This is a genomic window from Pantoea conspicua, assembly GCF_002095315.1.
Classification (GTDB): Bacteria; Pseudomonadota; Gammaproteobacteria; order Enterobacterales; family Enterobacteriaceae; genus Pantoea; species Pantoea conspicua.
The window spans coordinates 40,557-51,924 of sequence record NZ_MLFN01000028.1 but is presented as its reverse complement, the minus strand read 5'-3'; the positions used below and the strand labels follow the sequence as shown (position 1 = coordinate 51,924).

Here is an 11,368-nt window from a genome sequence, read left to right as displayed (position 1 = left end):
GAGAAGCGGACATTCATTTTAAATTTTTTCCCAAAATGCCTTCTTGCGCTGCATTACCAGCTTTGCTATTAGGGGTGAATATGCTCGGCCCTTACGTAGCAAAGTGTCGGACTAAACAGCAGCCTATAATTATCCCCACACTATTACCGTGGGGGTCAGCATATGTTTGAAGGATTTACACATACACGAGTCAGCCTTTCAGAAGCAGAACTCAATGTGCGCTATGGGGGGAACGGACCGCCTGTTCTGTTATTGCATGGACACCCTCGTACCCATGTAACCTGGTCAAAAGTGGCTCCCGAGCTAGCCAAATCATTTACCGTCGTCTGTCCTGATTTGCGGGGATTCGGCCAATCGTCAAAACCCACTGATCAGCCCGATCATGCTGGTTCTTCTAAAAAAGCTAAAGCAAAAGATTGTATTGAGTTGATGAGTCAGCTTGGTTTTCAGCAATTTGCAATTGTTGGACATGACAGAGGGAGTTACACAGCTTACAGGGCCGCTCTTGACTATCCAGAACGAATCACACGGCTTGCCGTACTTGATTGCATTCCAATACTTGAAGCGCTCAATCGGTGTAATGAGAAGTTTGCCCGACAATGGTATCACTGGTTCTTCTTTGCTCAGCCAGAAAAACCGGAGCAGGCAATATTAGCTGATCCTGACAAATGGTATGGAGGCCAGCCCGAAACAATGGGAGACGAAGAGTACCTTGAGTTCAGACAAGCTATTCATGATCCGGAAACCGTACATGGGATGCTTGAAGACTATCGTGCAGGTCTTAGCATTGATAAAGAACATGAGCTTCAGGATCGTCAGAAAGGAAACCAGATAAAGTGCCCAACGCTCTGTTTATGGTCACAATATGATGATCTGGAAGATATATATGGAGATGTATTAGGTATCTGGAAAACCTGGGCGCGAGATGTTCGGGGTAAGGCGATAGCTAGCGGTCACCATATGGCAGAGGAAGCTCCAAAAGAAGTCACGGCTGAACTGCAGCGTTTTCTATTACAACGCTGCTAGTAGCGCACAGATATACTTTTTATTCGCTTATAGTGAGATGGCCACGTCTGCTTCTGGCACAAAGCGGACTGATGTCCGCTATGAGCGAATAGCACACTTTTTATAAAGACTTTTTCATAAAGATACGGCTTGTTCCTTCGGGTTTGCAGTCAATACGTCCGAATTCTTCCCAACCGTGCTTTTTGTAGAAGTCAGGGGCCTGAAAGCTAATTGTGTATAAAAATGCTGCGGTACAGCCCCTTCTTCTTCCTTCCGCCTCGAAGTGTAAAAGGATTTCTGCACCAATCCCTTTACTCCGCAATTCCGGTGGAAGATAGAACAGATCTATAAAAAGTAGACCTAACGAAGAACGCCCCTGCATCCCTCCGAGTACCTCACCGTTTGTCTTTGATTTTATTAATACAGCTAATGGCAGACGATCACTCATTCCCGTCATTAAATCATTGAAATCGTTAAGACCTTCTTCAATCGGAATCAAGTGATTAGCGTTAGGATTTTCGCAGACCTCTAAATTTATCCCTTCTAAAATGCCATTCATTTGAAATGTCCTTATAAATTAAAGTGGTGTCTAAATATACAGCTCCTAGATGCAGGCACAAGAGTCTTGTCATTTGTGGTTTGTGTCCAAGCCGCATGGTCAACTTCCGCTTCTGGCACAAAGCGGACATGAATCATGTATAAAACTCGTTAAGAGAGAAATTGATATTAACAATCTTTCCTACCTCTTATGAGGTAATTAATAACATCAGCATGGGCTAATTACTGGGTGACAGGTTAGACCTTGTTGCAATTCAACCTAAACATTCACTTTCTTACGCCTGCTATAAAGTTAATGAACAGTTAACCGATAATGATGATTAAGATGCTTTCAATCTGCATTATTTTTGTTCTTATAATAATTAATTCAGCAGGATGTAAAAATGAATAATATTCTTAACAATATTAATCTTACCGCTAAGTTTGCAATTCTGGGCTTGTTTTGCCTTGTTCTTTTTTCAGTTCCTACCGTGCTTTTTGTGTCAGAAGGTAATAAATATATTCAGGACAAGCAGAAAGAAGTAACAGGAGTGCCTGCTGAAAACAAAATCCTTGCCCTGTTGAATCTGATACAGCGCCATCGCGCTGAAACAGCCCTCGCTATTGCGCAAAAAAATCCTGCCACCTCATCGCGTCTAAGTGTTAGAGATGACATTGTTACTATCACCGATGTCATCAAGAAAGAGATGGCGCAGACAGAAGGCAGTGCGGGTTTAATCGATAAAATTAATGGGGTGCGTGCACAGTGGGACGCGCTGCAGCAGGACATTGATGCTTCGAAACTGGATCAAACGGCCAGCCTTGACGCACATGCGCAACTCATCCGCAAACTTCTTAACACAAACCGCGACGTGCTGGATTTTTACGGTCTGTCGCTTGATTCAGATATCAGTACGTACCGCCTGATTACCAGCAATTTCTCATCATTGCCTGAGCTTACCGAAAGTCTGGGTAAAATTCGTGCGTTCGGGACTTCACTGCTTGCCAGGAAAGAAGCCGTTAGTGAGGCTGACTCTGTCCGTATGGAATCATTAATCAGCACGGGTGCCTATAACCTGGATATGTTTGCTCAGGACTCAGAGAAGCTTTTTTCGTCTGATACAGGGCTGAAGCAGAAATTCAGTGCCGATGCCGACGGGGCCGTACAGGAAGCTCAAAATGCCCTGAAAACTGCAGGTGAGTTATTTATTAGCCGCAGTATGACGAATCAGAGTCCTCAGGACTATGCCGCACTTTTTACCAGCGCGATTAACAGATTCAGCACCTACGCGATTGCGGGCGGTAATGAACTGAATGACATGCTGAACCAGCAGATTACGGACCACCGGCATGCACAGTATGGTTTGCTGAGCGTTCTTCTCTTTATGGTCCTGCTTTCTGTCATTTTCGCATTGATTATTATCCGTTCTGTAACACGACCTATCGGTGCCGCGTCCAAGCTTGCGCTTGAAGTGGCAGAAGGCGATCTGACCGCATCTTTTTCCGTGACAGGACGCAATGAAACAGCCGGTCTGCTTAAGGCATTACTGCAGATGAGTCAGCGCCTGACGGTGACGGTAGAAAACATTAAAAGTAATGCTGTCACCATTGCCACCTCATCTGAGGAGATTGCCCGCGGTAACGGCGATCTTTCTGCGAGGACGGAAGAACAGGCTGCATCGCTGGCTGAAACAGCCGCCAGTATGGAACAACTCTCTTCGATCATCGGCAACAATGCTGAAAACACCCGCCATGCTGCAGAAATGGCCAGCTCGGCTACCAGCGCGGCATTGCGTGGCGGTCAGGCAATGGAATCAGTGCTGGGTTCCATGGAGAAAATCAGCAGCAGTGCAGGGCAGATTAAGGAAATCATTTCTGTCATTGATGGGATTGCGTTTCAGACGAATATTCTCGCGTTAAACGCGGCTGTTGAAGCTGCCCGGGCCGGTGAGCACGGTAAGGGCTTTGCGGTTGTTGCGGCGGAAGTCAGATCGCTGGCACAGCGCTCGGCTGGCGCGGCGAAAGAAATTAAAGGACTGATCGAACAGTCTGTGGAGAATGCTGAGCAGGGCATTTCGATGGCCCGGGATGCAGGTGAAAAAGTGAAGGAGAGTATGGATGCGATTGAACAGACAGCACAGCTGGTGAGAGAGATTTCATCTTCTTCAGAAGAGCAGAGTGCAGGCGTATCGCAGATAAATATTGCCGTTACTCAGATGGATCAGGTCACACAGCAGAATGCCGTGCTCGTTGAAGAGTCAGCATCGTCTGCTGATGAACTTGCAAGTCGAGCCGCTAATCTGAGGGACGCGGTTAGCGTGTTCCGCACAAACGCTGGTTAAAATTTCTGTTAAGTGCTTTTTATATGTCTGTAAACGGCGTGCTGCCAGGCGCATTTCTTAGGCCTGTCATCTCAGTAACAGTATTCCATAAGCCATCCTACGGGATGGCTTAATTCCTTCCTTACGTAACGTTGGCACAAAGCGGACATACGTGCTGCAAGGTCCGCTATGAGCGAGAAGCGGACGTTGTTAATAGCATTCTGTGTGAATCAACAGGGAGCAGGTCTGGGGTGCCAAGTTTTTTGTTAAAGCTTAACAAGCGACTATTTTAAAATCACTAATGACGAAGCCTGCTGAGATGGGCCCAATACATATCGGCCACTTGGTCGATTCGTTCTCGCGTCGTTGTTTTAATTTACCGCTTACGCTTGCGACTGATTCTTAATTAATTAAGATAGTTAATGTTGTGTCATAGGTGAGCGGTTCTACCGCTCAGTGACAGAAGAATGTTTGACGGGATTGCCAGGCGTCTTCCTCGCAACGTCGAAAACTATATATCAGCACAATACGCTACCACCGCGTTTCGCACCTGTCCTCCTCCTCGGGGGATAGGTGTTTTTTATACTTACTACTTGAAAGTTAGCAACGTCAGCTTTTGGCACAGAGCGGACTATAGGTGCTTAATACCCGCTATGAGCTAACACACAATGGCCACACCATGCGGCGTTTCTTCCCAGCGCAAATTACAAACTCCATACAGTCCGTCTCTTCATCACCACAGAGAGCGGAACCACCATGGACCAATCCCCAAACCGTAAAGCCTTTGGCGACATGCTGGCCTTTTCCGAAGGCACAAGCACACACCCATTGACCCGCATGAATGGCTATGACGTCATTGTGACAGGGATGGGCGAAAAGCAGGGCGAAGTCTTTACCGACTTCAGCGATCACCCGTTTGCACATCGCCGTGCAAAAGAGCTTAACAGCCATGGCCTGGCATCCACCGCAGCGGGCCGTTATCAGCAGCTTTACCGCTACTGGCCTGCTTACAAAAAACAGCTGAACCTGCCTGATTTTAGTCCTGCCTCACAAGAGCGCTTACTCGATCAGCTGCTGAAAGAGCAGGGTGCTTATGCTGACGTACTGGCCGGACGTATCCGCACGGCAATTGGTAAAACGAACGATATCTGGGCCTCACTGGCCGGATCTCCGTATGGTCAGAAAACGCATGCCATTGAGACGCTACTCAATGCCTACCAGAAAGCCGGAGGTGTAATTACCGACTAACAGCCGCGCCAGCCTTCAGGGATCGCATAGTCAACTTTTGAGTAGTCGCCGCTTAATGAGTCAACATAGCGGCGACTTTTTTGCTTCCTGCCACAAATAGACTTTGCCCTGAACGTAGACTTCAGTGCCTGATAGGCTTCATGCAGTACTCCGCCTTTTCGCTGAAACTCTTCTGCGCTTCGTTCGTTCTGCGCTGCTGACGATGCTGCTGCCAGTTGCTGTTGCGTGTCCTGGTAGAACCCGAACTTTTTCACTGAGGCCGGTTGTTCTTCTGCTGATTTTTCAACCTCATAATTTAATGCCTCCCCATTTTGTATTTTTCTTTTACTGGAGAGATCTCTTACTTCATGTTGGTCAGTTTGACTAGGGGCAATCTGTTCATTCTGACTAGGGGTTTTGTGGATAAAATCGTTTTTAAAGAATGCCTTAGCGATAATTCTCCGGACTATGTTCTGACGTCCGGACGGCTTCAGATTTGCCTCTTTCAGTGCATCCAGACTGGCCCGGACAAAGGACAGTGCTTTATTAGTAAACGTGTACTTGCTGGGTTTGCTAACGCTGTGATTTTTCTCGTCACGCTGCTCTTCATAGCTGAGGATTCCCAACTTAACGGCAGCACGATAAGCACGCTGAACGGTGGAGATACTGCAACCGGCTTCTTCAGCCAGATTCCTGAGCGATTTGATGATGATGAAATCGGACGTAGAACCGGCCAGATTGCAGGCGAATTTTAAAACACGGGTAACTGACTTCGGGAGGGGGGAAAGTTCGATAATGTGGGTGAGATCAAAGCCTGTAATTCGGACAGATCTGTGCTCGTTATTTGAGCGAAATGCGGGAAAGGTGTTGCCGGGATCGGCGCTATTAGCTACTATAGGCACAGTTGTTCTCCATGAGACAACAGGTGCAATACCTGGCGTCATAATGGTTTAAGGTCAACTTCCGTTCAAAGAAGTTATACGGCACAACGCCGGTGTGGTTGTCAGAGACCACACAAAGTTGTTTAAAAATCGTCTGCGTCAACAGGCGATTTTTTTTCGTCTTCTCATTCAGTCGTCAAACTGTATGAGAGCGCGGATGATAAACGCGATCCGAAAAAGGATCAACACTCAGTTTTTTCCTAATTTTTAGTTTTGACTAAAACGTGCCCCAGTTTTCAGGGCACGGTTTTCTTCCTGCCTTATTATTTTGGGTTAATCCATAGCAGTGGTGTTGAGTCCACAGCTGGCGGGCGCGTTTGCGGTAATGTGTGCTGGTGGGCTGTTCCGATTGGCAGTGTTGCCGTCGCATTTGTGCCGATTGATTCCAGCATTGCCGCGACAATCTGCGCATCTTCAGGCGTATCCATACGGCATAAGGCCGCCTGCTGGGCTTTACTTAAAAACAGCGGCATGTTAGCCAGCGCATCCTTCATAATCCGGCGTCGCGCCTTTGCCACGGTACCTGCACTCTCGATCATCAGCTGTGCGCTGCGCAGACGTTCCTCCAGTTCCAGACGCTTGCCGTGCTCGATGTGGAGCGCCGATTCCAGCAGCGAAGAATCCGCAGATTCCAGCATGGCCGTCTGGCTACGCAGGGTTTCAAAGTGCTGGATAATGTCAGCCGCCTGATTTTCTGAATACCCCTTTTCCATTAGCCCCGCGTGCATGGCGTCGGCGCGTTCATTGGTCGATTCCAGCAGCAGTGCAGGGTGATCCTGGCTGATATAGTTCGGATTGGTCACATAGTCGAACCCGTGAAAGCTGGTCACTTTTGAAATGGCGTTATCGTCGCCGCCAGTCGCCCATGACCAGCCACCAGCGCGGGAACGGTTCATGCCGTCAACGATGTTGCCGGGTTCGGTATCCAGAATTTCCTGAATGTGAGTCACGATGCCGTTATCATCCACGCTGGCCTCCAGCGTGCGGTTTGATGGTACGTTTTCCAGCGTGACCGGCTTACCGTCAATCATGACGACTGCAAATTCCGGCAGGTTTAGCCGTCCGGTCTTCGCGTAATAGGCGGCGCGGCGTCCGTGGCCGTAATACCCGAACATTTCCCCCAGCTGAATGCGCTCCTGCGTTTCGGGGCTGGCGAATGTTTCGCGTACAGATCGCAGCAGGTAGTTGCGGTCATTTTGTGGTGTAAATCGACGAATTTTATCTATCAATGAAAAACGGTCCGTCACTGTGCGGAGTGCTTCCATAAATACCTCATATTCACAGAGTAATGCCCCGCAAAGCGGCGGCAGCGCTGGCGATAGCCTGCGTGAAAAGATGGTAGGGAGGTTGTAATTTGTCAGGGTAGCGATTCTTCGATTATCAGTGGATCTAATAACCAGTGGATAATTTCACATTAGAAATATTGAATTTATCCGCGCCGGGGATATAGTGTGCGCGCCACTGTAAAACAGTGGTCGGGATTGGAACCCCGAACGAATGTACGAGGAGGCACTTAGTGCCTCCGGCGCTACCACGTCTGGAGTTTGCCAGATGTTTCAATGGTGGCGTTGGCGGGGCTACCTTCGGGTAGGCCGGTCTCCTCGTACGCCGGTAGTTCCAACCCTGTCAACGTCACCACCCGGAGATTGGAACCTCCCGTAGTGACGCTTCCTTTTGTACGAGGAGCACTCAATGCCTGATATCCCTTATACGCCGTCCCAGGCGGAAACAGGTTTCAACCACGCCATGACAGCTATCAGCCAGACGGACAGTAATATCTGTCGTCGTACCAAATGGGGCGATACACCTGTTCATGTATTCACTGAAACAGACGCTGACAGTCAGAGGCAGTTTATTGTCATGAGCGAGTCAGGTGTACTGTCTTTTTATGATCCTACTCCTGACGACATTATTTCAGCTGACTGGAGAGTTATTTCGCTGCTACACTGTAGCGCCATTATTTTGCTTATGGTTGAGATATCAGGTCCGGTTCAGGTTGCGTCCGTTAATTTACTTTGATTAACTCTACACGCTTGGGATTCTCATTCGGGTACGTAAAATTTAGTGCTAGGCTGAATTTACAGGCTCCATACCTGCAGACCAACTACCAATAATAATAATCAATATCATTATCTTTCTCCTGTTTAAACAGGATCAATACTGCATAAAGGAATTAGCATGTTAGAGGCTAAGAAATACTATGTCTGCTTTCACCATGAAAGCGGTATTCTGATGCACCGTGAAGGCTGTAAACTTCTCCCAAAAACGCCTGAAAGCCGGATGTTTATCGGCACGCTCTACACCCCGCAACAGGCAATGACTGTGGCACTGGTCCATCACAGTAATTCTGAGCGATGCCTGGAATGTTTAAAAATCCAGAATCCTGAAGAAAAAGACTCCCGCAAAGAGCGACTGCTTAATCTCAGTCAGAAACCTAAAAAGAGGCCTGCGCCCAAAGCAAAGAAGGCGATAGCGACGCAGGCATGCCAGCCTGTTAAGCCTGCTGCTCCACTGATGAAACAGGCAATTGCGCGGGAGCAGGCCGGTCCGCAGCAGGTTGTGAAAATTAAAAAAGGTGTTGAGGCTGTTGCTGTACAACATTTTGTTTATGACTGGCCTAATTAGCTGCATCCAATATCGCAAAGCAGCTTTCTGAAAAGTGGCTGTCTGTAACCGCACGAAGGCTTACTCAAGTGCGGTTTTTTTTGCCTGCAATTAAGATGTTATTAAGCATTAACATAATAACCCTTAATAATAATTTTTGGTGTTAACTAAACAGGACGCAATAATTTTAATGATCAGGGTAAAATTACCTCTTGTTTTATTTAATGAGTTTTGGTAGGGCGATAAAATGCAATGCAGTAAAATTCATTTTTACATGGCTTTTTTAGCCTGGCATGATTCTCATTAGATATACTGAATTGGCTATGACTTTTCGATGTAAAGATTGAAATTCAGGGATTTACATGCCACTAAGTGATTACATTGCAAACAATGCAAGTGGTGATTAGTACAGGGTAAATATAGAGTTCACTAAAAAATCTTTTAAAATTAAAACCAGAGTGCTAAATTTTGTTAACGCAGACGAGCTAATGTGAAAAAGTTTGATAGATAAATTTTACATAGACACGACTGCGGCTATCACGGATTATGGATAATTACGAATAGCAACAATTCCGAATGGTACTTCCATTACACGCAGCAAAAGGATATGGCATGTACAGCGCCATAAAGTTCTACGTCAGTGACCACGGTAACAGCGGGTTACTACTGCACCGGATTGACTGTCCCCGGCTACCCGCTAAGGAAGGCAGGACATTTATTGGCAGTTGTTATTCACTATTACAGGCACTGAGCGTGGCAAAAAGAAGTTATAAAGGGGTGATGCCGTGTCCATACTGCGCGGCACTTCCTGAGATAAATGCAGCTGAATCTGATGCGTCTGTTTTATTAAACACCGCCCGAAGCCGCAGAAAAAATAAGCTGCCTGTCAGTCTCTCTGGGTTATTGATTTACAGGACGGCTAAATATCACTCTTATTTCACATCCTTCTGTATCGCATTGATAAGGCGTTTATCAACCGCACATCCCCCTGGATGTGGTGTGCGGTTTTTTTTAACGCTGGTCAGTTGTCGGGTGTTGTCACATAACGGGCAAATGCCACCAGCTCGTCATGCGTCCAGCTTTCCGGATCCGAACCGCCAGGCGCTGATTCATTCATCATGCTGCCATTACCGCCTTCCTCATCCTGCGCGTCCGCCTTCTTCCTGCTCTTCTCAAACTCCGCCAGCATTTTGTCGAGCGTGCCGCCGTCCATTTTCAGCTGATCGCTGAACAGGTAGCGCATGAACGTGTCGTTCTCCGCCAGCTTGTTGTTAGCCTGCAGCGCGTCCATGACCTGCACCATTAGGGTAATGAAGTTGGCGCGGGCGTCCATTTCCCGGTTTTCTTCTTCCTGAATGGCGGTGTTCATGGAGTTAAACTGCACAACATAGGGGCGGTCATTGACCGGGTACACCTTGCCGTATTTGAACGCAAGGTGAATGTCGATCAGGCGGTAAATCATTTCCTGTGCGCCTTGGCGCAGCCACTGCGCCCGGAGTGCCGCCTGAATAGCCGTCTGAATCCAGCCGCCTTCACCCAGCCCGCCTGCCATCTGATCGGCCCAGCCCAGCATAGTCGAGTCGATACCAAGTGCGGCACACAGCTGGCGCAGGTGAAACATCACGTCCTCAATGCCGGTAATGTCCGCGGGTATCGACTGCGTATCGATCGTAATGCCGTTTTTACCGTCTCCCATCACCGGGATCACATGGTTCATCACGGTTGGCATGGTGTTGCCGTTAACCGCTTTTCTCTGAAGTGTTTCGCCGTGGCGCTTGAGCGTCTGCGACACAGTGCGGGTGTAGTTCGCACCGACAACCGGATCGAGTGAGTTGGTTGTCAGGGCTATCAGGCGGTCAATTTTGGCGGCGTTGTAGCGCGTTGCCTTCAGCGCATTCAGCGCGCCGACCAGATTCAGGAAAGGCTCATAGGCATGCGCCAGGAAGCTGGTGCCGTAGTTCTGTGTCTCCGCAACCTCCTTGTCCTCTTCCTCAGATAGCAGAGAGTAACCACGATTACCGGACGTCACGGGTTGAACATTGCGTGTCGGAGTCCAGTACGGATTTTTCATCGGGACCAGGGACCACGGCGTAGATAGCGTGCGGGTATGGGTGTCTGGCGAAAGCACATAATCCCCGCCGAAGCCCACCAGCTGATCGCCTTTGTAAAACTCCTGGATGAAGTAGGGCAATGAGTAATAGCTGTTTTCCAGGCTGGTGATCCCTTTCCCTGAGCGGGCGTAAGGGCGCACATAGGACACGCCGAAAATCGCCATTGTCATAGCCAGCGACGGCAGGTGTCGGTTAATCATCGCGCCCAAATCATCCTGCAGCTCTTTGGCCCGCGCCGCGCCTTCTGCGTCGGACGGGTCAACCGGCACAATAGAGAATGCCAGCCCGGTTTTTTTGTCCGGCGCGAGTGCGTGGCCAATGTGGATATTCAGTGCGGCTGAGCACGTTGGGCTATTCGCCATTTCCTCCAGAATCGCATAGCGCTGCAGTCTGTCCAGCGGTAGCTCCGCGCCCAGGAAAAGACTGTCGCCGGCGGAAGTCATTTCCCCGGCATTTCCCTCGTTGTAAGCCATTGCCGCCAGCCCGGACCGTGAGACGACCACGTTCTGTCCGTTGGTCCAGGCGAGGCTTTGCGGTGCCTCTGTCGCCGCGCCCTGGAATGCCTGCCTAAGTGCGCCTAAAACAGACAATGCCTTTTTTTTAGTAGCCAAAGTTATACGTC

General features: G+C 48.6%; 10 protein-coding genes. 6 read left to right on the top strand and 4 right to left on the bottom strand.

Annotated features, from left to right (window positions below; all coding sequences use genetic code 11):
* Positions 1–162 precede the first annotated feature (162 nt).
* Positions 163–1,026, top strand: a complete 864-nt coding sequence (locus HA41_RS11465; RefSeq protein WP_094120908.1) for an alpha/beta fold hydrolase — start codon at positions 163–165, stop codon at positions 1,024–1,026.
* 100 nt (positions 1,027–1,126) lie between these two features.
* Here HA41_RS11465 and HA41_RS11460 read toward each other — a convergent pair whose 3' ends face one another.
* The gene (locus tag HA41_RS11460; RefSeq protein WP_094120907.1) at positions 1,127–1,564 is read right to left on the bottom strand and encodes a GNAT family N-acetyltransferase; all 438 of its coding nucleotides are present in this window, start codon (positions 1,562–1,564) and stop codon (positions 1,127–1,129) included.
* Between the two features lie 382 nt (positions 1,565–1,946).
* Here HA41_RS11460 and HA41_RS11455 point away from each other — a divergent pair, with 382 nt between their 5' ends.
* The gene (locus tag HA41_RS11455; RefSeq protein WP_069729944.1) at positions 1,947–3,884 is read left to right on the top strand and encodes a methyl-accepting chemotaxis protein; all 1,938 of its coding nucleotides are present in this window, start codon (positions 1,947–1,949) and stop codon (positions 3,882–3,884) included.
* Between the two features lie 735 nt (positions 3,885–4,619).
* Positions 4,620–5,111 (top strand): glycoside hydrolase family 24 protein, encoded by a 492-nt coding sequence (locus HA41_RS11450; protein ID WP_094120906.1) that lies wholly within the window; start codon positions 4,620–4,622, stop codon positions 5,109–5,111.
* Here HA41_RS11450 and HA41_RS11445 read toward each other — a convergent pair.
* Positions 5,108–5,992 carry a helix-turn-helix domain-containing protein gene (locus HA41_RS11445; RefSeq protein ID WP_094120905.1) on the bottom strand — a complete coding sequence of 295 codons (885 nt, stop codon included), beginning with the start codon at positions 5,990–5,992 and terminating at the stop codon, positions 5,108–5,110. The two genes, HA41_RS11450 and HA41_RS11445, sit on opposite strands and share 4 nt — an antisense overlap.
* 302 nt (positions 5,993–6,294) lie before the next feature.
* Positions 6,295–7,296 (bottom strand): head processing protein, encoded by a 1,002-nt coding sequence (locus HA41_RS11440; protein ID WP_094120904.1) that lies wholly within the window; start codon positions 7,294–7,296, stop codon positions 6,295–6,297.
* 294 nt (positions 7,297–7,590) lie between these two features.
* On the opposite strand from HA41_RS11440, the gene HA41_RS21695 reads away from it, so the two are divergent.
* The 3 genes from HA41_RS21695 (at position 7,591) to HA41_RS11425 (ending at position 8,656) form a co-directional block, all read left to right on the top strand.
* The gene (locus HA41_RS21695; protein WP_094120903.1) at positions 7,591–7,731 is read left to right on the top strand and encodes an ash family protein; all 141 of its coding nucleotides are present in this window, start codon (positions 7,591–7,593) and stop codon (positions 7,729–7,731) included.
* Positions 7,724–8,050 (top strand): Thoeris anti-defense Tad2 family protein, encoded by a 327-nt coding sequence (locus HA41_RS11430; RefSeq protein WP_094120902.1) that lies wholly within the window; start codon positions 7,724–7,726, stop codon positions 8,048–8,050. Before HA41_RS21695 ends, HA41_RS11430 begins: the two co-directional genes overlap by 8 nt.
* Positions 8,051–8,209: 159 nt before the next feature.
* Complete coding sequence (locus HA41_RS11425; protein WP_094120901.1) at positions 8,210–8,656, top strand: hypothetical protein; 447 nt, start codon at positions 8,210–8,212, stop codon at positions 8,654–8,656.
* A gap of 1,000 nt (positions 8,657–9,656) precedes the next feature.
* Here HA41_RS11425 and HA41_RS11415 read toward each other — a convergent pair.
* Positions 9,657–11,357, bottom strand: a complete 1,701-nt coding sequence (locus HA41_RS11415) for a phage portal protein (protein ID WP_094120900.1) — start codon at positions 11,355–11,357, stop codon at positions 9,657–9,659.
* Between the last annotated feature and the right edge of the window lie 11 nt (positions 11,358–11,368).

What these genes read in the sequence shown, in the direction of transcription:
- HA41_RS11465 (WP_094120908.1), top strand. Translation starts at nt 163, where the DNA reads ATGTTTGAAGGATTTACACATACACGAGTCAGCCTTTCAGAAGCAGAA.
- HA41_RS11460 (WP_094120907.1), bottom strand. Translation starts at nt 1,564, where the DNA reads ATGAATGGCATTTTAGAAGGGATAAATTTAGAGGTCTGCGAAAATCCT.
- HA41_RS11455 (WP_069729944.1), top strand. Translation starts at nt 1,947, where the DNA reads ATGAATAATATTCTTAACAATATTAATCTTACCGCTAAGTTTGCAATT.
- HA41_RS11450 (WP_094120906.1), top strand. Translation starts at nt 4,620, where the DNA reads ATGGACCAATCCCCAAACCGTAAAGCCTTTGGCGACATGCTGGCCTTT.
- HA41_RS11440 (WP_094120904.1), bottom strand. Translation starts at nt 7,296, where the DNA reads ATGGAAGCACTCCGCACAGTGACGGACCGTTTTTCATTGATAGATAAA.
- HA41_RS21695 (WP_094120903.1), top strand. Translation starts at nt 7,591, where the DNA reads ATGGTGGCGTTGGCGGGGCTACCTTCGGGTAGGCCGGTCTCCTCGTAC.
- HA41_RS11430 (WP_094120902.1), top strand. Translation starts at nt 7,724, where the DNA reads ATGCCTGATATCCCTTATACGCCGTCCCAGGCGGAAACAGGTTTCAAC.
- HA41_RS11425 (WP_094120901.1), top strand. Translation starts at nt 8,210, where the DNA reads ATGTTAGAGGCTAAGAAATACTATGTCTGCTTTCACCATGAAAGCGGT.